Consider the following 23768-nt stretch of genomic DNA (forward strand, 5'->3'; position numbering starts at 1 on the left):
TAATTATTCTATATAGTGATATGTTGTGTTTTGATTCCAAAAAAAGAGAAAAAGCGTTTTTAATTATATAAAAAAGGAAATATTAAGCTACTTTTTACTTCTGATACTTTCTATGATAACTGTTGATAGAATTAAAGCACCTCCAATAAAAGTGTTAAAAGAAGGAATTTCGTTTACAAAAAAGTAGGCAATAATAATTCCGAATATTGGTTGAACACTACTAATAATGCTTGCGGTAGCAACGGAAAAATGTTTTAAAGCATTTACCATCATTGTATGCCCAATAGAAGTGGTTAATAATGCTACTAATAATAAAAGTGGAATTTGACTTTGAAGGTTAGAAAAATTACTAAAAAACAAAACAGGAATTAATAAGACCGCTATTATTAACATTTGGTGTAACATTAACATGCTTCCGTTATAATCTTTTACATGTTTTTTGATAGTAAGGTTTCTAATTGAGTAGCAGAAAGCAGAAAAAATTCCGAATAAAATTCCTTTTAACTGATCGTTTTCTAAAGAAAAATCAGGTACAAGTATATAAACACCAATCAATACTATAATAGCTAATAATACATGTACGGGGTTTAGTTTTTGTTTAGAAAATAAAGGTTCTAGAAAAGCCGTAATTACAGGGTAAGTGTACATAGACAACATACCTAGTGCAACATTAGATAGTTTAAGAGCTATAAAATAAGTAATCCAATGGCTTGCCATAAAAAAACCACTAATAACAAAAGAGATAAAATCTTTTTTAGACTTTATCTTTAAATCGATTTTTTTAAATCGACAAAAAATATAAATAAAAACAGATGCAAGACATGCTCTACAAAAAATTATGGCTTCTGCAGGTAACGCAATATATCTACCTAAAACACCAGAAGTACTTACAAAAAGAGTTCCTAAAAGTAAAAATGATAAATTTTTTGTATGTGTATTTTCCATTACACTTTTTGTAAAATATTTAAAGCAGTTTTAACAGAATCAATTTTAATAAAAGTAATTAATAAGCGCAAACCGTTTTTTGTTTCTTTCTCTTTCATTACACAACTTTTGCTATTTTGCTGAACATATTTTAACATTCTTGAAAAAGCATCAGTTTGATAAAAATCACTTTGTTGATCAGAAACAAAATAACCAATCATACGTTTTTGTTTCAGAATAATTTTTTCTAAACCAAGTTCTTTTGCTAGCCATTTTATACGAACAGAGTCTAATAAATCTTCTACTTGTGTAGGAAATTCTCCAAATCTGTCTATAATTTCAGTCTCAAAAATTTCAAGTTCACTCTCTTTAGTCAACTCTCCTAATTTAGAGTATAAAGATAACCTTTCTGTAATAGAATTGATATAATCGTCCGGAAAAAGAATCTCAAAATCTGTATCAATTTGCACTTCTTTTACAAATTCTTTTGGTTTAGAATTGTCGTTAGGATAGAGTTCTTTAAATTCATTTTCTTTCAATTCTTCAATAGCTTCTTGTAATATTTTTTGATAGGTATCAAAACCAATATCATTGATAAAACCACTTTGTTCGCCACCTAATAAATCTCCTGCTCCACGAATTTCTAAATCTTTCATGGCAATATTAATTCCGCTTCCTAAATCAGAAAATAAAACCAACGCTTCAATACGTTTTCTAGCATCATCTGTCATCATATGATAAGGAGGTGTAATAAAATAACAGAAGGCTTTTTTGTTAGAACGCCCAACCCTACCACGCATTTGATGTAAATCTGACAAACCAAAATTATTGGCATTATTGATAAAAATTGTGTTGGCATTTGGTACATCTAATCCACTTTCTATAATTGTAGTAGAAACCAAAACATCAAAATCTCCGTTCATAAAACCAAACATTAATTCTTCTAGTTTTTTACCTTCCATCTGACCGTGACCAATACTAACTTTTGCAGAAGGAACCAGTCTTTGTATTAAGCCAGCAACTTCTTTGATATTTTCTATTCGGTTATGAATAAAGAAAACTTGTCCGCCACGAGAAACTTCGTAAGAAACAGCATCTCTTATTGTTTCTTCACTAAAGCGGATGACATTACTTTCTATTGGATGTCTGTTTGGAGGAGGTGTTTTTATTACGGATAAATCTCTTGCAGCCATTAAACTAAACTGTAAGGTTCTTGGTATTGGCGTTGCAGTTAAAGTTAATGTATCTACATTTTCTTTTAAAGTTTTTAACTTATCTTTTACAGCAACCCCAAATTTTTGTTCTTCATCAATAATTAATAAACCTAAATTTTTAAATTGTAAACGTTTATTTGTAAGTTGATGTGTACCAATTATAATATCTACAGAACCATCATTTACACCATCTATGGCAGCAGTTTTTTGTTTAGCAGTTCTAAAACGGTTTAAATAATCGATTCTAACAGGAAAATCTTTTAATCTTTCTGAAAATGTTTGATAATGTTGAAAAGCCAAAATAGTGGTTGGTACTAAAATGGCAACTTGTTTGCCGTTATCTACCGCTTTAAATGCAGCTCTTACGGCAACTTCTGTTTTTCCAAAACCAACATCACCACAAACCAATCTGTCCATTGGTTGTTCTTTTTCCATGTCTAATTTTACATCTTGCGTAGCTGTAAATTGATCAGGTGTATCTTCGTACATAAAACTACCTTCTAGCTCATGCTGAATATGTGTGTCTGGTCCGTATGCAAAACCTTTTTGCAGTTTTCTTTTGGCATACAATTGAATTAAATTATATGCAATATGTTTAACTCTTGCTTTGGTTTTTTGCTTTACTTTTTTCCATGCGCCAGAACCTAATTTGTAAATTTTAGGTGCTTTACCATCTTTACCATTGAATTTAGATATTTTATGTAGCGAGTGAATACTTACATACAAAATATCTCTTTCTCCGTACACTAGTTTAATAGCTTCTTGTTTTTTACCCTGAACATCAATTTTTTGTAAACCACCAAATTTTCCAATTCCATGATCCATATGAGTTACATAATCGCCAATTTCTAATTTGTTGATTTCTTGTAAAGTAATGGCTTGCTTTTTAGCATAACCGTTTTTTAATCGGAATTTATGATAGCGTTCAAAAATTTCGTGATCTGTATAACAAACCAATTTATTGTCTACATCTACAAAACCTTTGTATAAAGGAAAAACAACAGTTTCGTAATGTACTTCTTGTTCTGCATCATCAAAAATATCATGAAAACGTTTTGCTTGTTGTTCGTTGGCGCAAAAAATATAATTTGTAAATTTTGCTTTATGGTATTCTTCTAAATTATCAATTAATAAATTAAATTGTTTATTAAAAGAAGGTTGGGCAATGGTGTTGAATTCAATTAGAGTGTTTTTAGATTTCTGGTTCCCAAAATTAACTAATGTAAAATCTTGTAATTGATTTTTGATAAAAGTGCCATCACAAAATAATTCTGACGGTTTTGCATGTTTTATTTCTTTAGATAAATCTAAAAAAGCTTCTTCAGCTTTGTTAAAAAACTTGTCTAAATTACCGACGATTAAATCAATATTTTTATAAAAAATGACTGTTTTAGATGAAATGTATTTTAAGAAACTTTCTCTATTTTCTTCGAGCGTTTTGTTTTCTACATTGGGCATTATAGAAACTTTGTTTAGTTTCTCTTTCGATAATTGAGTTTCTACATCAAAAGTTCTAATACTATCAATTTCATCACCAAAAAATTCGATTCTGTAAGGTTCATCATTAGAAAAAGAAAAAACATCTATGATTCCACCTCTAACCGAAAAATCACCAGGTTCTGTAACAAAATCTACGCGTTTAAATTTGTATTCAAATAAAACTTCGTTTACAAAATCTAAAGATAAATTTTCACCAACAGCAACTTTTAATGTGCTTTTGTCTAATTCTTTTTTGGTAACAACTTTTTCAAATAAAGCAGTTGGATAGGTAACAATTACTGCTGGTTTTTTACGCGAATTAATTCGGTTTAAAACTTCTGATCGCAATAAAACATTGGCATTATCTGTTTCTTCTATTTGATAAGGTCTTCGGTAAGAACCGGGATAAAAAAGTACATTTTTTTCGCCTAATAGTTGTTCTAAATCATTTAAATGATAAGCAGCTTCTTCTTTATCATTAAAAATTAAAAGAAAAGGTTTGTCTGCTTTTTTAAAAGTTTCTGAAATAACAAAAGACAATGAAGATCCTACCAAATTTGATATTTGAAGATGGTTTTTGTCTTGTTGAAACTGGGTAATTGCCTGCGAAACATTCGCAGATTTTTGATATTGATTTACAATGTTCTGCTTACTCAATTTAAAATGTTTTAAGCAAAAATACTTTTTTTTAAGATAAAAAAAAGAAGTAGCTTCATTTTATAATAAACTTAATATATTTGTCACGAAAAAGTTTATAAATATAAAATTGCAGAATGTTAAAAAAAGTGTTTAAAGTAGTATTATGTACTATTGTTTGGTTGTTGGTTTATGGGGTAAATGCACAAAATAAAGATGCTAGTTGGTCTGTTGGCTTAGGAATGTCTTTAGAGTATTTTGGTGAGTTTAATGAAAATAATAAACTTTCAGAGAGGTATAACTCTCAGTTTTCTAGCTTCTTTTTAAGTAAAAGATTAGGAGATAGGTTAGTTGCAGATTTAGTTTATACTACAGAATTAGCAAACCCTTTAGGAAGCAATAATGCATTTGAATATGGTTCTTTTGATATTTCTTTAAAATATGATTTTTCTACTATTTTTTTAAATATTTCTCCTTTTATTGGTGTTGGTTACGGATATATTAAAGGGGCAAATAGTATAGAAAATACTCAAGATGTTATTAGTTTAAATTTTTTGGTTGGAGGTACTTATTGGATTTCTAATAATGTAGGTCTTTCTAGTAGATTAGTGTATAAGAATATTAATTCTAAGTATGATTCTATGGATTCTCATATACAAGGAATGTTAGGTTTAGTTTATAGTTTTAACTTAAACTCAACTTCAAAACATAAAGGAGGTCGTACTAGAAGTTGGAATAGGTAGTATTATATTTTTTTAATATAAATAGCATTTTTTTACTGTTTATATAACCGTTTTTGAGTATGTCTATTTCAAATTTAGAATTTAGAATAGTTGTTGTAGGATAACTAATTCTATTTTTTATACCCGCTAATTCATTTGCTAACTGATGTACTCCTGTATTATTGCCTGTTGGTTTATATTTAAAAGTATGATTTAAGAAAGTGATATCTTTTTTACTTTCTGCATTTAGAAATACAAAATAAAATTTATCATTTAAAGCCTTTATTACTTCGTTATTGTTAAATGTATTTTTTTTCATAGCAAAACAATATTTGCACCAATCGGTATGAATAAAAACAACTATTGGTTTAGGGATTTGCTTATTTAATTTTTCAATTTCATTAAAAGAATAAACTTTTAGTTCTTCTTTTTCTTCTTGAGATTGAGTTGTAAAACAAATAAATAAAATAATAAAAGCAATATATTTTCTCATGAAATTAAATTAAAAGATTGTGTAGCGTAATCCTAAAAAAGCCCTAATCCCCTGGTTAGAAGCGTATACGTAACTTGGGTCAAAAGCCAATTCAGGATTTGCTTCTGTATCAACGCCAATATCAAAAGGATTATCTGCACTATTAATACTATTTGCTGGAGGAGTAAAGTTCAATAAGTTTTTTACACCACCATAGATTTCCCAATTATTATTAAATCTTTTAGTTAGTTGTATGTTCTGTATACTGTACCAAGGAGAATATTCATCTCTAACATCATTTTCCCCTAACAAAGGTAATCTCATTGGTCCGTATAGATTTCCTGTGTAATCAACTGTAAAATGATTATCAAATTTATAAGAAATAGACCAAACTCCACTAAAACTTTCTGTTAATAATTGTCTAGTTTTTATATCATCTTCAGTTATGGATACATCCATTAAAGTTGCTCCAAAATTTACAGCTACTCCGTTTGTAAGTGTAATATCTGTATTTAAAGAAACTCCTTTAGAAACAGAATATCCATCTAAATTAGCATAAATTATTTTATTAGAATCTGTTTCGTAATCTGGTAAAATTCTATTATCAAAATAAGTGTAAAAAGCACTTGCATCTAATGTAATAAAAGCATTTTCTGTATTTATTTTTTTCACATAATTGGCATTTACATTCCAAGAAATTTCTGGGTCTAATTCTCCATCAAACTCAACTTCTCTTGCTCCAGTTAAAGCGGCATGATCTTCTGTAAAAACATTGGCAACTCTAAACCCGTTACCAGCACTCAATCTAAAAATATTAGAATTATCTTTGGAATTCCATTTGTAATTTATTCTTGGAGAAAAAATATTTCCGTGTAAACTATTGTAATCCCATCTTGCTCCTAAAAGTAATTTGTTTTGTTTGTTTAAACTGATTTCATCCTGAATAAAAACTCCAGGTAAATGTGTAATAGAAGCTTTGTTTGTAATTCCATCTTCTTCAAAAGTTGCAAAAGTATTATCATCATAATAAGTATACCTATAAGCGAAACCTAGAGTAAAATCATGAACCTCTTTAATTTGTTTGTTGTAAACTAATTGCCCAAAACCAATTAATTGTTGTGCATCATAAGCATCCGTTCCGTAAAAAGAATCTTGATAATGTCCGTTTGCACTAAATTGAAAATTAATGTTTTCTGATGTTGGTAATTGATATGTTCCAAAAGTTTCCCATCTATTTGTATAAATGCTTTCTCCGTAAATAACATCTGTTCCTCTAAATTCACGTTCCCAGTCCATTTCTCCTCCCCAACGATCTTCATAAACATATCTACCAGCAATTGTAAATACTTTATTACTTTCTCTTTCTATATTTACTTTATTAAAGATTGATATTCTATTTTGAAGTGTTAAATCTGTAAATCCATCAGCGTTATTATCTATTCTATTTTGATAATTAAAATAATTTACACCCAATAATCCCTGTGCTTTTTCAGATAATTTATAACGTAAACCAATATCAGTATTTACTTCTCCCCAAGAACTTGCAAAAACATCGGTTGCTAGAGCAGGTGAATTTGTTGGTTTTTTTGTGATGATATTTATAATTCCTCCCACGGCTTCAGAACCATATAAAGTAGACGCAGGCCCTTTTACAACTTCTACTCTTTCGATTAAAGCTTGCGGAATTCCGGTTAAGCCATAAACAGTAGAAAGTCCACTAACAATTGGCATTCCGTCAATTAAAACAAAAGTATAAGGTCCTTCTAGGCCATTTATATGAATGTCTCCAGTATTACAAACATTACAATTTAATTGAGGTCTAACTCCGTTTACATTTTGTAAAGATTCAAAAATTGATGGAGTAGGGTTTTTCTTAAAAAATGTTTCGCTATATACTTCTACAGGAACAGGACTGTTAGACTTTGTAACTGGTTTTAAAGTACCAGAAATAACAATTTCATCCAAAGAACTGTCTTCTTGTAAAGAAAAGTTCTTTGTTATATTTTGATTTTCATCAATAGAAATTCTAATTGATTTTGTTTTGTATCCTACAGAACTAATAACCAGCGTGTAGTTTCCATTAGGGATATTTTTTAGTTGATAAAAGCCATTCTCATCAGAAGCAGCTCCAATTTTGGTTTTTTTCAAATAAATATTAGCAAAAGGCAGTGCTTTAGAATTGCTAGATATTTTACCTGAAATAGAATTTTCTTGTGAAAAAATAGAACTTAAGCTGATAAAAGCTATTAATAAAAGAAAGTATTTTAGTTTCATGTAATTATAATTTTTATGCAAATATAAAAATATTTTTAGTCTAGACTAAAAATTTAATTACTTAAGTCAAAATTTTATATATTTGCACTTCAATTATAGAGATGTTTAGTCAATCAGAAGAAAATTATTTAAAAGCAATTTATCATTTAAGCTTAATTTCTAATAAGGGAATTAGTACAAATTCTATTGCAGAAAAATTAGAAACAAAGGCTTCTTCTGTAACTGATATGATTAAAAAATTATCAGAAAAAGAAGTCGTGGTTTACAAGAAGTATAAAGGAGTAAAGTTAACGGATTTAGGTAGTAAAATTGCGGCAAGCATTGTAAGGAAGCACAGACTTTGGGAGGTTTTTTTAGTTGATAAACTAAACTTTTCTTGGGATGAAGTGCATGATGTAGCTGAGCAATTAGAGCACATAAAATCGGAAAAATTGGTAGATCAAATAGATGCTTTTCTGGGTTTCCCTACACATGACCCACACGGAGATCCAATTCCGGACAAGGAAGGAGAGTTAAAAATTGTAGAAAAGAGTTTATTATCAACTTTATCAAAAAATGAAAAAGGTATTTGCATTGGTGTAGATGATTCTTCTTCAGAGTTTTTACAATTTTTAGATAAAAAAGGAATTACTTTAGGTAAACAGATTACGGTATTAGAAAAAGAAGAGTTTGATGATTCTTTATCAATAATTATTAATGATAAAAAAATGTCTATCTCAAATAAAATAGCAAACAATTTATACATAAAAAAATCATGAGCACTTTTGATCAGTTAGTTGTATTTGGAAAAGAACATCCAATTTTAGCGGCATTATATGCATCTCTTTTTACATGGGGATTAACGGCTTTAGGAGCTGCATTAGTTTTCTTTTTTAAGAAAATGAATAGAGCCGTTTTAGATGGAATGTTGGGTTTTACTGGTGGTGTAATGGTTGCTGCAAGTTTTTGGAGTTTATTAGCGCCAGCAATAGAAAATAGCCCAGGAGAAGGTTTTAAGAAAGTGTTACCTTCTGTTATTGGTTTTGCATTGGGAGCATTATCTCTTTTCGGAATGGATAAAATTTTACCGCACCTGCACCTTAATTTTAATGAAAGTGAAGCTGAAGGTGTAAAAACAGATTGGCATAAAACAATCTTACTGGTTTTAGCGATAACGTTACATAACATTCCAGAGGGTTTGGCGGTTGGAGTTCTTTTTGGAGCAGCATCAACTTTAGTTGGTGTAGAGCAAACAGAAATGATAATTGCAGCTATTTCATTGGCAATAGGTATTGGTATTCAGAATTTCCCAGAAGGATTTGCTGTTGCAATGCCGTTGAGAAGACAAGGGGTAAGTAGAATTAAAAGTTTTTGGTATGGACAATTATCTGCAATTGTAGAACCAATTGCTGCAGTTTTAGGAGCTTTAGCGGTTTCATTTTTTACGCCAATTTTACCTTATGCTTTAGCATTTGCTGCAGGTGCAATGATTTTTGTAGTAATTGAAGAAGTAGTGCCAGAAACACAAAGAGATAATTATACAGATATTGCCACACTAGGCTTTATAGGTGGTTTTATAGTGATGATGTCTCTTGATGTTGGTTTAGGATAAAATTTATATGACAATAAAATAATAATCGATAACAAGTTAGAAACTCTAAGTTGTTATCGATTTTCTTTTTAATAAAATCTAATATTATCATCTTGTCTTATGATGGTAAAAACCTTAATTTGCACTAAAATAAAATTGTGCAACAACCATCTACATTTCAAGTTTATAATGCTTCTGCAGGTAGCGGAAAAACATTTACACTTGTAAAAGAATATCTAAAAGTTTTATTAGAGTCAGAAGATATTTTTTCCTTTCAAAAAATATTAGCGATAACATTTACCAACAAAGCAGCTGGTGAAATGAAAGAGCGAGTATTAGAGAATTTAGAAGATTTTGCAAATGGAAAGGAGAACGATTTATTTAAAATTATTATCAAAGAAGTAAGTGTTGATAAAGCTACAATACAATTAAGGAGTAAAAAGATTTTAGATGCAGTTTTACAAAATTATTCAGCTTTTTCAATTACAACTATTGATAGTTTTACGCATAAAATAATTAAAAGTTTTGCTTTTGATTTAGGTTTGTCGTTAAATTTTGAAGTAGAAATGGATGCTGTTTCACTTTTAAATGAAGCGGTAGATGTTTTGATTTCTAAAATAGGAACCGATAAAAAATTAACCAATCTTTTAATTGATTATTCTTTAGAAAAAACTGATGATGATAAATCTTGGGATATTTCTAGAGATTTAAATGAATTTGCAAAAATTCTGTTGAATGAAGATGACGTAAAACATTTTAGAAGCTTATCAGAAAAAAAATTAGAAGATTTTTTTGGATTAAAAGCGAAACTCCAAAAAATAAATACCGAAATTGAAAGAGAATATAAAGACTTAGGGAATGAAGTTTTAACTTTTATCAAAAATAACGGTCTTTTAGTAACTGATTTTAGTTATGGAGATTATCCCAAGCATTTTCAGAGATTTATTGATTTACGATTTTTAAAAAACGGAGATATAAAGTTTGAAGGAAGATTGTTTAACAATATAGAAAATTCTAAAAACTTATATGCGGGTAAAACATCACCTCAGTCTAAAGATATAATTGATGATTTAAAAGATCAATTCCATGCTTATTATTATCAATCAAAACAACTATTTGATACTAAATATTCTTTATATGTTTTAAATAAAATTGCTTTAAAAAGTATTATTCCTCTTGCGGTTTTAAATAATATAAATACAGAATTAGAGAATATAAAGGAAGATAATAATATTCGGTTAAATGCAGAGTTTAATCAATTGATTTCCGATAATATAAAAGATCAACCAGCACCTTTCATATATGAGAGAATTGGTCAACGTTTTCAACATTATTTTATCGATGAAATGCAAGATACTTCTGTCTTACAATGGCAAAATTTAATTCCGTTAATAGATAATGCTTTAGCTCAAGAAAATAGTGATTTGTTGTTAGTTGGAGATGGAAAACAAGCAATTTACAGATGGCGTGGAGGAAAAGCAGAACAGTTTATTCAATTAGGTTCTGATTTAGAAAATCCTTTTCATATTGAGAAAGAAATAAAAAATTTAGAAACAAATTTTAGAAGTTATTCAGAAGTCATCAATTTTAATAATTCTTTTTTTCAGCATACTGCTAATTTTCTTCAGAATGAATCTTATAAAAATATTTTTATAGAAGGCAATAAACAGTTAGAGAATAGTAAAAAAGGAGGTTTTGTTTCACTGTCATTTTTAGAAGAAGAAAAAGATGAAGAAGAGAAAAAGTTAAGATACCCTAAAAAGGTATTAGAAAAAATTAATCACTTAAAGGAAGATTTTTCTCTTAATGAAATTTGTGTTTTAACAAGAAAACGATCAGACGGAATTGCAGTTGCAAATTATTTATCCGATAAAGGAATTAATATTGTTTCATCAGAAACTTTATTGTTACAAAACAATGCTAAAGTTACGTTTATTGTAAATGTTTTGTATGTTTTACAAAATCCAAGTGATGAAGAATCACGTTTTGAAATATTATATTTTTTATACGAGCATTTAAAAGTAGAAGATTCTAGACACAATTTTTTTAATGAATTGGCAAAATCTAATATTCAAACAATTTTAGAATACTTAAAAAAGTATGAAGTTTCGTTTGATGTTTTGGCATTTTACCTTTTACCTTTTTATGAAAAGATAGAATACATCATAAGAGAGTTTAATCTCGTGAATTCTTCGGATGCTTATGTACAGTTTTTTTTAGATGTTGTTTTAGAGCAACAAAGAAAAGGTGTAGATATGATAGATTTTTTAGAGTTCTGGGAACTTAAAAAAGATAAACTGAGTATTGTTGCGCCAGAAAGTTCAAATTCGGTTCAGGTTATGACGATTCATAAATCTAAAGGATTAGAATTTCCTGTCGTAATTTTTCCTTGCGATGTAGATATCTATGGGCAAATAAATCCAAAATCTTGGTTGAATCAATTGCCAGATTCTTATAGTGGTTTTAATGAGTTATTAGTTAGTTATAGTAAAAGTCTAAGTTTGGTAAATGAAAGAGGTTTACAGATTTATGATCAACAAAGAGAAGAGTTAGAGTTAGATAATTTTAATTTACTATATGTTGCCTTAACAAGAGCTGTTGAGCAATTACATGTAATTACGGATAAGAAATTAGTTGGTAAAAATAAAGAAGAAGACTTAAAATATTATTCGGGAGTTTTTATCAATTATCTAAAACAAAAAAACTTATGGAAAGATGAAGTTTTAGAATACACTTTTGGTGAAGAAAATAGAGTAAGTAAGAAAAAGGAAGACAATTCTATTACAGAAATTCATGATAAGTTTATTTCTACACAATGGAGAGAACATAATATAAATCTATTGGCAAGTTCTTCTAAGTTGTGGAATACAGAACAAGGAGAAGCAATAGATTTTGGTAATCTTTTTCATGAGATTCTGGCTAAGATTATTACGGTTAAAGATGTAGAAGGAGTTCTTTCTCAATATTATCAGCAGGGGGTTTTAAGTGAAGAGCAATTAATAGTAATTAAAAACAGTATTTTAGAAGTAGTTAATCATCCAGAATTGATAGAATATTTTTCAGAGAATGTCGTTGTTTTTAATGAAAGAGAAATTGTTGATGTAGATAATCAAATAATGATTCCAGATAGGTTGGTTTTTACAAATGATAAAGAGGTTACAATAATCGATTATAAAACAGGTTCTCAATCAAAGGAGTATCATCAACAATTATTAAAATACGAAAGGGTTTTAAATTCTATTGGTTTAAATGTTTTTGAAAAAATATTGATTTATGTGAATGAAAATATAACTATTGTTAAAGTTTGATGTTAAATATTTGGATGGTATGGAGATAAAAAAATATTTGATGGTTAACGTCTACTTTAATCACTAATTTAAAAGTTTTTTGTCTCGTTGGTTTATTGTTTTTTTTCTAATATTTTGTAGATTTGTCTTTGTAGATACGTTTTAAGGGGTTACTTTTGCGTATTAAATAAAATGACTTTTAATTTAAAAACTTGATAATGAGACAATTAAAATTAGCTATAGTAGCTTTGTTTATGTTGGTAACAGTTAGTAATGTAAGCGCGCAAGATAAGAATAACCCTTGGGTAGTAGGTTTTGGTATAAATACTGTAGATGTTAGGGTTTATGAGAAAGGCTTTGGAGACATTATGGATGACTATTTTAATACTTCTGAATGGGGTGGTAATACTTTGCCTTCTATTTCTAGAATTACTGTAGATAGATACTTAAGTAATGGTTTTGGTGTGCAACTTGCAGGTGCTATTAACAAATTAAATACTGTTGAAGTAAAGGATGATGCTGATGCATTGTTTTTTGCAATAGATGCTTTAGCTAAATATGATTTAAATTATTTATTTGGAGAAACAGGTTGGTTTGACCCTTATGTTTCTGCGGGTGTAGGTTATCAAGATCTTGATCATGAGCAACCAGCTTTTAGAAACTCTTTAAGTGGTGATTCTGATTTTATGTACATGGGTAACTTAGGTTTTAATACTTGGTTTAATGATAACTTAGGTTTAAACTTTCAAACTGGTTATGCTCATAACTTTAAAAATAGTGGTTTTGATGTATTTAAGCATTCTGTAAGTTTAGTTGTTAAATTTGGAGGAAATGATACAGACGGAGATGGTGTTTATGATAAATACGATGCATGTCCAGAAATTCCTGGTTTAGCAGAATTTAATGGATGTCCAGATTCAGATGGAGATGGAGTAATTGATTCAGAAGATGCTTGTCCAGAAGTTCCTGGTTTAGCAATCATGAATGGTTGTCCTGATGCAGACGGAGATGGAATTGCAGATAAAGATGATGCTTGTCCTAACGAAAAAGGAACAAAAGCAAATAATGGTTGTCCAGATAGAGATGGAGATGGTGTTGTAGATAAAGATGATGCATGTCCTGATGCTAAAGGAACAAAAGCAAATAAAGGATGTCCTGATACAGATGGAGACGGAATTGTAGATAAAGATGATAACTGTCCAGAAGTTGCTGGTTTAGCAGGTAATAATGGATGTCCAGAAGATTATAAAGAATTAAGAGAAGCTTTAGCTAAAAATAATGTTTTATTTGCAACAGATAGAGCTAACATCTCTAAAGAATCTGCTGAGATTTTAGATGTAGTTTACGATTTAATTACACCTACTAAAAATGTAATTTTTGTAATTGAAGGTCATACAGATAGTAGAGCAAGTGATGCTTATAACTTATACTTGTCTGAAAGAAGAACTGAGTCTGTAAAAGCTTACTTAGTTAAAAAAGGATTTGCTGCTGATAGATTAGAAACTAAAGGTTACGGAGAAAAAGAGCCTGTAGCAACTAATAATACAAGAGCAGGTAGAAAGTTAAATAGAAGGGTAGTTATTAAGTTAACTGATAAATAGTAATTACTTACTTAATTATAAATTAAACTCTGCTCAATTTGAGCAGAGTTTTTTTGTTGTTATTGTTTCTTTTTTTAATTAAAAACAAGAAAAGTTCTTTTTAATTAAAAACAAAAAAAGTACCTTTGCATTCTGAAAATGAGAGAGAAGTCTCATATATTAATAATAACTTTAATTAGATACACAATGTCTACAATAAAAGGTAAAGTTTCTCAAATTATTGGTCCTGTAATTGATGTGGAATTCAATACTGAGAATGAGCTTCCTAAGATCTACGATTCTTTAGAAATTACAAAAGCTGATGGTTCAATTTTAGTATTAGAAGTACAACAACATATTGGTGAGGATACTGTAAGAACCATTTCTATGGATGCTACAGATGGGTTAAGTAGAGGTACAGAAGTAGTTGCTACAGGAACTCCAATACAAATGCCAATAGGAAATGATATTTATGGACGTTTATTTAACGTAACTGGAGATGCTATTGATGGTTTAGGGAATTTAAGCAAAGTTGGTGAAGAAGGATTGCCTATCCACCGTTCTGCACCTAAATTTGAAGACTTGTCTGTTTCTACTGAAGTATTATTTACAGGAATTAAAGTAATTGATTTAATTGAGCCATACGCAAAAGGTGGTAAAATTGGATTATTTGGTGGAGCCGGAGTAGGTAAAACTGTATTAATTCAAGAATTAATTAATAATATCGCAAAAGGACATGGTGGTTTATCAGTTTTTGCAGGAGTTGGAGAAAGAACTCGTGAAGGAAATGATTTATTACGTGAGATGTTAGAATCTGGAATTATCAAATATGGTGATGATTTTATGCATTCTATGGAAGAAGGAGGATGGGATTTATCTAAAGTTGATAAACCTGGAATGAGAGATTCAAAAGCGACTTTCGTTTTTGGACAAATGAATGAGCCACCTGGAGCACGTGCACGTGTTGCATTATCTGGTTTAACAATTGCAGAGTATTTTAGAGATGGAGCAGGAGACTCTCAAGGTAAAGATGTACTTTTCTTTGTTGATAATATCTTCCGTTTTACTCAAGCAGGTTCAGAGGTGTCAGCACTTTTAGGACGTATGCCATCTGCGGTAGGTTACCAACCAACATTAGCAACAGAAATGGGTGCAATGCAAGAACGTATTACATCAACTAAAAAAGGTTCTATTACATCTGTTCAAGCAGTTTATGTACCTGCGGATGATTTAACAGATCCGGCACCAGCAACAACTTTTGCTCACTTAGATGCAACAACAGTATTATCTCGTAAAATTGCAGAGTTAGGTATTTATCCTGCAGTAGATCCTTTAGATTCTACTTCAAGAATTTTATCAGCAGAAATTTTGGGTGATGAGCACTATAACACAGCAACAGCGGTAAAAGAAATTTTACAACGTTATAAAGAGTTACAAGATATTATTGCTATTTTAGGGATGGAAGAATTATCTGAAGAAGATAAATTAGTAGTTCATAGAGCTAGACGTGTACAACGTTTCTTATCTCAACCTTTCCACGTTGCAGAACAATTTACAGGTATACCAGGAGTATTAGTTGATATTAAAGACACTATTAAAGGATTTAATATGATTATAGATGGTGAGTTAGATAAATACCCAGAAGCTGCATTTAACTTAAGAGGGTCAATTCAAGACGCAATTGATGCAGGAGAAAAAATGTTAGCAGAAGCTTAATAATAAAAATATGTATTTAGAAATTGTATCACCAGAAGCGATATTATTTTCATCAGAAATTGATACTTTATCAGTTCCTGGTGTTAATGGAGAGTTTCAAATGCTAAACAATCACGCACCTGTTGTTTCTAATTTAAAGGAAGGAACAATAAAAGTTCATATTCATTCTCAAACTAATATGGATTTAGATGATTTAAATGGTAAATTAGTGCCAGATGTATCTGACGATAAAATTTTAACATTAAAAATTAATTCTGGTACATTAGAATCAAATGATAATAAAGTAATCATTTTAGCAGATTAAATTATCAAAATAAATTATATAAAACCTCAAAGTATATTTAATTACTTTGAGGTTTTTCTTTTTTATAAAAAGACTATTATTTAAAAATTGTAAATTTGCATTATGGAAGAAACTAATAGACAGCGTAAAATAGCAGGTGTTTTACAAAAAGATTTGGTAGATGTACTGCAAAAGGCAGCACAAGATGGAATGAAAGGAGTTATTATATCTGTTTCTAAAGTTCATGTAACTTCAGATTTGGGTGTTGCTAAAGTATACTTAAGTGTTTTTCCATCAGATAAAAGAGAGGAATTGATAAAAGGAGTACAATCTAACACGGTTTTAATTCGTCATGAAATGGCTGCTAGAACTAAAAATCAATTACGTAGAATGCCAGAATTACTATTTTACGGAGACGATACTTTAGATTATATCGAAGAAATTGACAAGTCTTTAAAAGGAGAAGATGAAAACCCAATCATGAATCCGGAGGTTTTACCGAGACGTCAAAAAAAATAAATTCAAAGGCATTATTTGAATTTTCCTTTCTACATAGCAAAAAGATACTTATTTTCTAAAACAAGTAATAATGCGATAAACATTATTACAATAATTGCATCTTTTGGTGTAATTGTAGGCTCTTTAGCATTATTTATCATTTTATCAGGTTTTTCGGGGTTAAGAACTTTTAGTTATAGCTTATTAGAAAATTCTGATCCTGATATAAAAATATCTTCAATAAAAGGGAAATCATTTTTATTTGATGAAGATCTTTATCAAATACTAGAAAATAATACTTCTATAAAAGTATTCTCTAAAGTTATAGAAGAACGTGTTTTTCTAGAATACAATGATAAGAACGAAATAGCTTATTTAAAAGGTGTAGAAGAAAACTATACTTCAATTACACATGTAGATTCTATTTTATCTGTAGGTAATTGGATAAATGAAGAATATTCTAATACAGCTGTGGTTGGTAATGGAATATCACGAAAATTATCTTTAGGAGTTTTAAATTTTGGAGCTCCATTATCCATTTTGGTTCCTAAACCAGGTACAGGTTTTATCAACCCTAATAATGCTTTTTATAAATTAGATGTTCAAATTGTTGGTTTGTATTCCGGTACTGAAGAGTTTGAAAATAAGTTTGTATTTGTTTCATTTGATGATGCCAGAAAACTATTAAAATTCAAAGAAAATCAGATTACAAGTATTGAACTAAAATTAGAAAAAGATACAGAGGTAGATTTGTTTGCAGAAGAACTTCAAAAAGAGTTAGGTGATACTTTTAAAGTGCAAACCAAAGAACAATTAAACGAAGTATTTTATAAAGTTATTAATACAGAAAATATAGTTTCATATTTAATTTTTACATTGATTGTTATCATTGCTTTGTTTAATGTTATCGGAGCGATTATAATGATGATTATTGATAAAAAATCAAACCTAAAAACATTATTAAGTATTGGAGCAACGATTAAGGAAGTTAAAAAAACATTCGAAATACAAGGGTTTTTATTAACTTTTTTAGGAATGTTACTTGGTTTAACTTTAGGATGTGTTTTAGTCTTTGTACAAAAAGAGTTTGGTTTATTTATGATTACTCAAAACTTACCTTATCCTGTAGAATTTAGATTTTCTAATTTACTTATTGTAATCTTTACCATAACATTTTTAGGCTTTATAGCATCAAAAATAGCAAGTAGCAGAATTTCTAAAGAATTTATAGAAAAGTAGAATTGTTTGTGTTTAATTGATTGGTTTTGATGTGTTTAAATTGGAGTTAATTAGTTAATGAAAAAATATACATATTAACTATTGACAGTTTGTGTTTTTAGTGTGCTTCATCAAAAACAAAACCTAGATTAAAACAATTTGAAGAAATAGAAATATCAGTTGTAAATAATTTTAATAATCATTTTTCAATTGAAATTCCAGAAAATAGGTTTCCATATTTATAACATCAAAATTTTTATTATTTTGCCTCCGATGATAATTTTGAAAAATATTTAGTTGATGTAATACAGGTTATAAACTCCTTGAAAATAAAAGAACCTATTTATACTCAGGAATAATTGTGTTTCCAAATTTAGCTTCTACTTCATCAAAAACATTAAAAACATCTTTTGCATCATCAGAAGTAACCATTTTCATTCTATATTCTTTAAAATGCGGAATTCCTTTAAAGTAATTGGTATAATGTCTTCTTGTTTCAAAAACACCTAAAACAGGCCCTTTCCAATCAATAGACATTTGTAAATGTCTTCTTGCAACTTGAGTTCTTTCTGCAATTGTTGGTTTTGCTAAATATTTTCCAGTTTCAAAATAATGTTTAACTTCATTAAAAAACCAAGGATAACCAATAGCAGCTCTACCAATCATACAGCCATCTAAACCGTAAGAATCTCTCATTTCCATTGCTTTTTCTGGTGATGTTACATCTCCGTTTCCAAAAACAGGAATGTGCATTCTTTGGTTATTTTTAACATCGGCAATAGGTTTCCAATCTGCATCACCTTTATACATTTGTGCACGAGTTCTACCATGAATAGAAATTGCTGCACAACCAACATCTTGTAAACGTTCTGCAACTTCAACAATTCTTATAGAATCATGATCCCAACCTAAACGAGTTTTAACGGTTACCGGTAAATTAGTATGTTTTACCATAGCTTCTGTAAGAGAAACCATTAAGTCTATATCTTTTAAAATTCCAGCTCCAGCTCCTTTTGAAACCACTTTTTTTACAGGACAACCAAAATTGATATCAATAATATCTGGTTTCGATTTTTCTACAATTTCAACCGTTTTTAACATCGATTCTAAATTAGCGCCAAAAATTTGAATTCCCACAGGGCGTTCTTTTTCGTAGATGTCTAATTTCATGACGCTTTTTGCAGCATCTCTAATTAATCCTTCAGAAGAAATAAATTCTGTATATACAACATCTGCACCATTTTCTTTACACAAAGCTCTAAACGGAGGATCAGAAACGTCTTCCATTGGAGCTAATAATAATGGAAAATCTGGTAATTCTATGTTGCCTATTTTAATCAAAATGATGTCTTTTTTTGCAAATTTAGTGTTTTTTATAAAGATGATAAAAACTAAACTTTTTTAGGAATAGAAATAACCAATTTAATAATTAATTAAACGGATTTATTCTAGAATGAGAATAAATAATTTCTTTGATTAAAAAATAAATAAAAATTCAAAAATATTTATTATCTTAAAGCACAGATTAACTAAAATTAAAGAAATAGAATGAGTGCAAAAGAAAATGTTTTAAGAAAAATTAGAATTTTAATTACTAATCAGTTTGACTCCCCCGAAGAAGCATTTCAATTTTTTGATTCTGATAAGGATGGTAGATTAAGAAAAACAGAAATAAAAAAGTTGTTAAGATCCGCAGAAGTAAATGGATTCCTAAGTGGTTTTATTGCTAACGAATTATTAAAAGGGTACGATAAGTCTAGTGATGAGACGATAAGTTGGGAAGAGTTTAAAGTGGCTATTACAGAATTAGAGTTAGAATTAGAAAAAAAACTATAATTAAAAAAGAATTAATTATTTTAAAAGTACAATGAGTTTTATTCATTGTACTTTTTTTATTTGACAAGGTTTGTAAATAGCATATCTTTGTAAGTTGAAAGTAGTTAGAAAACGCAGTATGAAGAACATTAGAAACTTTTGCATAATCGCACATATAGATCATGGTAAAAGTACATTAGCAGATAGATTATTAGATTATACAGGCTCTGTAACTGAACGCGAAAAGCAAAATCAGTTATTAGACAATATGGATTTAGAGAGAGAACGTGGTATTACCATTAAATCTCATGCAATTCAAATGGATTATATTCATAATGGAGAACCTTTTGTTTTAAATTTAATCGATACACCTGGTCACGTAGATTTTTCTTACGAAGTTTCTCGTTCTATTGCTGCTTGTGAAGGAGCTTTGCTAATTGTAGATGCAGCACAAAGTATACAAGCACAAACAATTTCTAACCTATACTTAGCCTTAGAAAACGATTTAGAAATTATTCCTGTTTTAAATAAAGTAGATTTACCTTCTGCAAATCCAGAAGAAGTAACCGATGATATTGTAGATTTATTGGGTTGCGACCCAGAAGATGTAATCCATGCAAGTGGTAAAACTGGTTTTGGTGTAGATAATATTTTAACTGCAATTATTGATAGAATCCCTGCTCCAAAAGGAGATCCAGATGCGCCATTACAAGCCTTAATTTTTGATTCTGTTTACAATTCTTATAGAGGAATTGAAACTTATTTTCGTGTTTTAAACGGAGAAATCAAAAAAGGTCAAGAAATTAAATTCATGGCAACTGGTAGAAATTATTTTGCTGATGAAGTTGGTACATTAAAATTAAGTCAAGTTGTAAAGAAATCTGTAAAAACGGGTGATGTTGGTTATTTAATTACAGGGATTAAAACAGCAAAAGAAGTAAAAGTAGGAGATACAATTACAGATGCACACAACCCAACTACAGAAATTATTGATGGTTTTGAAGATGTAAAACCAATGGTTTTTGCGGGTATTTATCCTGTTGATACAGAAGATTATGAAGAGTTGCGTTATTCTATGGAAAAGCTGCAATTAAACGATGCTTCTTTGGTATTTCAACCAGAAAGTTCTGCAGCCTTAGGTTTTGGTTTCCGTTGTGGATTTTTAGGAATGTTACACATGGAAATCATTCAAGAACGTTTAGAGCGTGAGTTTAATATGACTGTTATTACAACGGTACCTAACGTTTCTTATCATGCTTACACAAAGAAAAACCCTGATGAAATTATTATCTTAAATAATCCAACAGATTTACCAGATCCATCTAGATTAGATAGAGTAGAAGAACCTTTTATTAAAGCTTCTATTATTACAAAGTCAGATTTTGTTGGTCAAGTAATGAGTTTGTGTATTGAAAAACGTGGACAAATTGTAAATCAAACGTATTTAACAACAGAACGTGTTGAATTGATTTTCGAAATGCCTTTGGCAGAAATTGTTTTCGATTTTTACGATCGATTAAAAACCGTTTCTAAAGGGTATGCTTCTTTCGATTATCATCCAATAGGTATGAAAGAATCTAAGTTAGTAAGAGTTGATATTCTTTTAAATGCACAACCCGTAGATGCACTTTCAGCTCTTTTACATGCAGATAATGCGTATACAATTGGTAAGAAAATTGTTGAGAAATTAAAAACTTTAATTCCAAGACAACAGTTTGATATTCCTATTCAGGCAGCAATTGGAGCAAAAATAATTGCGCGTGAAACTACCAAAGCATTGCGTAAAGATGTTACTGCAAAATGTTATGGAGGAGATATTTCTAGAAAACGTAAACTGTTAGAAAAGCAGAAAAAAGGTAAGAAAAGAATGCGTCAAGTTGGTAATGTAGAAATTCCTCAAGAAGCATTTATGGCAGTTTTAAAGTTGAATGATTAAAGCTCTTTTAGAATAGAGATTTTAGATAAAAGATAAAACCTTCTTAAGAAATTAAGAAGGTTTTTTTATTGGTAGCTATTTCCTGCTTTCCATTATATCTTTTTTTCGTTCCTCTAAAAAGGATGCCATTTCAATCAGGGCTAAACTTGTTTACCTGCTTTCTGTCTTTCTTTGGTTTTATGCTATTCTCTAAAAGTTAGTTTTCTAACCATTTTCTAAAATCAGAAGTTGTAGAAGAACTTGTCATTACTTTTTCTTTGTGGTTTTTAATAGAAATTAACAATCGATTTTTAAAATGACTTTCTATATTTTCTATAAAATCGATATTTACAATTTCACTTCTGTTAATTTTAAAAAACTTTTTAGGGTTCAATTGCTGATGAATAGAACCTAAATTTTGTGAAATTGTATGTCGTTTTCTGTCTTTATCATTTACCAAACAGAAATCACCAGAAGCAGTTATTAAAGCAATGTCTATGGCGTTTAACAATTGAATTCCGGTTGCTTTTTTAATTACAAAACGTTTTTTATAAGTGTTATTTTCTTCTTTTAAAGCCGATTTTAAAGCATCAATAGTATTGTTACTTAAAGTATTGTAATCTCCTTTTTTAAACAAAGCTTGGTGTTTTTGTATGGCTTTATCAAAATCGTTTTGCGAATAGGGTTTTAAAATGTAGGCAATTCCATTGGTGTTAAAAGCTTGAAATAAATAATCATCGTGAGCAGAACAGAAAATGATTGGAGTTTCAATTTTAATTGAATTATACAAATCAAAAGATAAACCATCTAACAATTGAATATCAGATAAAATAAAATCGTACGAATTTTCTTCCAATAATTTTTTACCATCAACAATAGAACGTGCCCAATCTTGAGAAATTTTTACATCAAAAAAAGCATCTAAAGATTTTGTTAGTTTTTGATATGCAGGTATTTCGTCTTCTAAAATTAATATTTTCATAGTTAACTTAATTATTGTTAGGTTGAGCGCAGTCGAAACCTAAATAAAACCTCTCAACTGCCCTCGAGGAGACAGCATTATTCACTTAAAGTTATGGTCGGAATAAAAACTTCAAACTTAGTATCCATATTATGTACTTGAATTTTTTCATCGGAAAGTAATTTATAGCGTGCTTTTAAATTATCTAAACCAGTACCAAAAGATTCATTTGTAGATTTTATTTTCGATTTAGAGTTGGTAATAATCAACCAACCTTTATTAATTGTTATTGTTGTTTTAATAGCATTTGTTCCATCAGATTTATTGTGTTTTACAACATTTTCTAATAAAGTTAAAATAGAACCTGTTGGTATAAATTTATCAACCAAAGAAACATTTTCTTTTATTTTAAACTCATAATCATTAGCAAACCTGGTTTGTATTAAAAAAATATAGTTTTTTGCAAATTCTATTTCATTTGCAAGTTCCATAACTTCTGCATCTTTAGTTTTAATTAAATATCTGTAAATTAAAGACAATCGATTAATGTATTCTTTTGCTTTAATTGGGTTTGTATCAATTAAAGAATCTAAAGTATTTAAATTATTGAACAAAAAATGAGGGTCTATTTGGGAACGCAACAATTTTAATTCGTTTTCTTTTTGTTGTTTTTGGACTTCTAATAAATCTTTTTGTCCTTCGTGAAATTTTTTCATCAGTAAAACTCCTAGAGGAAATCCAACCATGTCAGTTGCATTGTATAAACCATTTTGTAGATAAGTAAAGTAATTAGAAATATCGCTCAAAGATCTACCTGATGTTAATCTACCAATCAAATTTTCTATAGTACCAACAACAGTTAGTAGTAATAGACTGATGATAAAAAATAGTAAATAAGCTTTTTTCTGTACTAAAAATATTGGTACAATTTTTTGAATGAATACTAATATTATTACAGTTGATAAAAAGGCTGTTGTTGGGAAATCAATTAAATATTCTATTAACTTATTACCTTCTTTATAGTAATCTATACAGCCCAATAGAATAGTAACTCCATAAATTATGGCAAGAATTACCCAATCTGATTTATTTAATTTTGTATTCATTTCTTGTGCTTTTATAAAAGATCATATAAAATCCTATAGCTGTAATTAAATAGGTAAAGATTAATCTATGAGGTATAAATCTACCAAAAAATACAACT

At 29.1% G+C, this 23768-nt stretch carries 18 protein-coding genes; 11 read left to right on the forward strand and 7 right to left on the reverse strand.

Translation table 11 applies throughout. The annotated features are described in order from the left end of the window. Window positions 1-87 precede the first annotated feature (87 nt). Both ACJJVY_RS16345 and mfd read right to left on the reverse strand, forming a co-directional pair. On the reverse strand, window positions 88-945 hold the full coding sequence (locus ACJJVY_RS16345) for a DMT family transporter (protein ID WP_405611343.1): 858 nt from the start codon (window positions 943-945) through the stop codon (window positions 88-90). Continuing rightward, window positions 945-4274: a transcription-repair coupling factor gene (gene mfd, locus ACJJVY_RS16350; RefSeq protein WP_405611346.1), complete on the reverse strand. Its 3330-nt coding sequence runs from the start codon at window positions 4272-4274 to the stop codon at window positions 945-947. Before mfd ends, ACJJVY_RS16345 begins: the two co-directional genes overlap by 1 nt. A gap of 116 nt (window positions 4275-4390) precedes the next feature. Here mfd and ACJJVY_RS16355 point away from each other — a divergent pair, with 116 nt between their 5' ends. Continuing rightward, entirely contained in the window at window positions 4391-4996 is a 606-nt protein-coding gene (locus ACJJVY_RS16355) for a hypothetical protein (protein WP_405611349.1), read from the forward strand. On the opposite strand, the gene ACJJVY_RS16360 is transcribed toward ACJJVY_RS16355, so the two are convergent. After that, window positions 4977-5468 carry a thioredoxin family protein gene (locus ACJJVY_RS16360; protein ID WP_405611352.1) on the reverse strand — a complete coding sequence of 164 codons (492 nt, stop codon included), beginning with the start codon at window positions 5466-5468 and terminating at the stop codon, window positions 4977-4979. The genes ACJJVY_RS16355 and ACJJVY_RS16360 overlap by 20 nt on opposite strands. Window positions 5469-5477: 9 nt before the next feature. Then, window positions 5478-7721, reverse strand: a complete 2244-nt coding sequence (locus ACJJVY_RS16365) for a TonB-dependent receptor (protein ID WP_405611355.1) — start codon at window positions 7719-7721, stop codon at window positions 5478-5480. Between the two features lie 101 nt (window positions 7722-7822). Here ACJJVY_RS16365 and ACJJVY_RS16370 point away from each other — a divergent pair, with 101 nt between their 5' ends. The 8 genes from ACJJVY_RS16370 (at window position 7823) to ACJJVY_RS16405 (ending at window position 17894) form a co-directional block, all read left to right on the forward strand. Next, window positions 7823-8479: a metal-dependent transcriptional regulator gene (locus ACJJVY_RS16370; protein ID WP_405611358.1), complete on the forward strand. Its 657-nt coding sequence runs from the start codon at window positions 7823-7825 to the stop codon at window positions 8477-8479. Beyond that, window positions 8476-9312, forward strand: a complete 837-nt coding sequence (locus tag ACJJVY_RS16375; protein ID WP_405611361.1) for a ZIP family metal transporter — start codon at window positions 8476-8478, stop codon at window positions 9310-9312. The genes ACJJVY_RS16370 and ACJJVY_RS16375 overlap by 4 nt, the downstream gene beginning before the upstream one ends. Window positions 9313-9449: 137 nt before the next feature. Beyond that, window positions 9450-12599: a UvrD-helicase domain-containing protein gene (locus ACJJVY_RS16380; protein ID WP_405611364.1), complete on the forward strand. Its 3150-nt coding sequence runs from the start codon at window positions 9450-9452 to the stop codon at window positions 12597-12599. A 197-nt stretch (window positions 12600-12796) separates the two neighbouring features. Further along, window positions 12797-14179: an OmpA family protein gene (locus ACJJVY_RS16385; protein ID WP_405611367.1), complete on the forward strand. Its 1383-nt coding sequence runs from the start codon at window positions 12797-12799 to the stop codon at window positions 14177-14179. 186 nt (window positions 14180-14365) lie between these two features. Continuing rightward, a complete protein-coding gene (gene atpD, locus ACJJVY_RS16390; RefSeq protein WP_405611370.1) occupies window positions 14366-15874 on the forward strand; it encodes a F0F1 ATP synthase subunit beta in 1509 nt (502 codons plus the stop codon). Between the two features lie 10 nt (window positions 15875-15884). After that, window positions 15885-16178: a FoF1 ATP synthase subunit delta/epsilon gene (locus ACJJVY_RS16395; RefSeq protein WP_405611373.1), complete on the forward strand. Its 294-nt coding sequence runs from the start codon at window positions 15885-15887 to the stop codon at window positions 16176-16178. A gap of 102 nt (window positions 16179-16280) precedes the next feature. Beyond that, window positions 16281-16676, forward strand: coding sequence for a 30S ribosome-binding factor RbfA (gene rbfA, locus ACJJVY_RS16400; protein ID WP_405611376.1), 396 nt, complete (start codon window positions 16281-16283; stop codon window positions 16674-16676). A 15-nt stretch (window positions 16677-16691) separates the two neighbouring features. Then, window positions 16692-17894, forward strand: a complete 1203-nt coding sequence (locus ACJJVY_RS16405; protein WP_405611379.1) for an ABC transporter permease — start codon at window positions 16692-16694, stop codon at window positions 17892-17894. Window positions 17895-18212: 318 nt separating this feature from the next. Here ACJJVY_RS16405 and dusB read toward each other — a convergent pair whose 3' ends face one another. Next, window positions 18213-19214 carry a tRNA dihydrouridine synthase DusB gene (gene dusB, locus ACJJVY_RS16410; RefSeq protein ID WP_405611382.1) on the reverse strand — a complete coding sequence of 334 codons (1002 nt, stop codon included), beginning with the start codon at window positions 19212-19214 and terminating at the stop codon, window positions 18213-18215. A 207-nt stretch (window positions 19215-19421) separates the two neighbouring features. Here dusB and ACJJVY_RS16415 point away from each other — a divergent pair, with 207 nt between their 5' ends. Both ACJJVY_RS16415 and lepA read left to right on the forward strand, forming a co-directional pair. Continuing rightward, window positions 19422-19709, forward strand: a complete 288-nt coding sequence (locus tag ACJJVY_RS16415; protein ID WP_405611385.1) for an EF-hand domain-containing protein — start codon at window positions 19422-19424, stop codon at window positions 19707-19709. A gap of 118 nt (window positions 19710-19827) precedes the next feature. Beyond that, a complete protein-coding gene (gene lepA, locus ACJJVY_RS16420; protein ID WP_405611388.1) occupies window positions 19828-21624 on the forward strand; it encodes a translation elongation factor 4 in 1797 nt (598 codons plus the stop codon). 196 nt (window positions 21625-21820) lie between these two features. Here lepA and ACJJVY_RS16425 read toward each other — a convergent pair whose 3' ends face one another. Beyond that, complete coding sequence (locus ACJJVY_RS16425; protein ID WP_405611391.1) at window positions 21821-22585, reverse strand: LytR/AlgR family response regulator transcription factor; 765 nt, start codon at window positions 22583-22585, stop codon at window positions 21821-21823. A 77-nt stretch (window positions 22586-22662) separates the two neighbouring features. Continuing rightward, a complete protein-coding gene (locus tag ACJJVY_RS16430; protein ID WP_405611394.1) occupies window positions 22663-23670 on the reverse strand; it encodes a sensor histidine kinase in 1008 nt (335 codons plus the stop codon). Window positions 23671-23768 lie beyond the last annotated feature (98 nt).

Source organism: Polaribacter sp. Asnod1-A03, from assembly GCF_045063585.1.
Taxonomy (GTDB): domain Bacteria; phylum Bacteroidota; class Bacteroidia; order Flavobacteriales; family Flavobacteriaceae; genus Polaribacter.

Coding starts and splice junctions, on each gene's coding strand:
- ACJJVY_RS16345 (WP_405611343.1), bottom strand. CDS start 945: ATGGAAAATACACATACAAAAAATTTATCATTTTTACTTTTAGGAACT.
- ACJJVY_RS16355 (WP_405611349.1), top strand. CDS start 4,391: ATGTTAAAAAAAGTGTTTAAAGTAGTATTATGTACTATTGTTTGGTTG.
- ACJJVY_RS16360 (WP_405611352.1), bottom strand. CDS start 5,468: ATGAGAAAATATATTGCTTTTATTATTTTATTTATTTGTTTTACAACT.
- ACJJVY_RS16365 (WP_405611355.1), bottom strand. CDS start 7,721: ATGAAACTAAAATACTTTCTTTTATTAATAGCTTTTATCAGCTTAAGT.
- ACJJVY_RS16370 (WP_405611358.1), top strand. CDS start 7,823: ATGTTTAGTCAATCAGAAGAAAATTATTTAAAAGCAATTTATCATTTA.
- ACJJVY_RS16375 (WP_405611361.1), top strand. CDS start 8,476: ATGAGCACTTTTGATCAGTTAGTTGTATTTGGAAAAGAACATCCAATT.
- ACJJVY_RS16385 (WP_405611367.1), top strand. CDS start 12,797: ATGAGACAATTAAAATTAGCTATAGTAGCTTTGTTTATGTTGGTAACA.
- atpD (WP_405611370.1), top strand. CDS start 14,366: ATGTCTACAATAAAAGGTAAAGTTTCTCAAATTATTGGTCCTGTAATT.
- ACJJVY_RS16395 (WP_405611373.1), top strand. CDS start 15,885: ATGTATTTAGAAATTGTATCACCAGAAGCGATATTATTTTCATCAGAA.
- rbfA (WP_405611376.1), top strand. CDS start 16,281: ATGGAAGAAACTAATAGACAGCGTAAAATAGCAGGTGTTTTACAAAAA.
- ACJJVY_RS16415 (WP_405611385.1), top strand. CDS start 19,422: ATGAGTGCAAAAGAAAATGTTTTAAGAAAAATTAGAATTTTAATTACT.
- lepA (WP_405611388.1), top strand. CDS start 19,828: ATGAAGAACATTAGAAACTTTTGCATAATCGCACATATAGATCATGGT.
- ACJJVY_RS16425 (WP_405611391.1), bottom strand. CDS start 22,585: ATGAAAATATTAATTTTAGAAGACGAAATACCTGCATATCAAAAACTA.
- ACJJVY_RS16430 (WP_405611394.1), bottom strand. CDS start 23,670: ATGAATACAAAATTAAATAAATCAGATTGGGTAATTCTTGCCATAATT.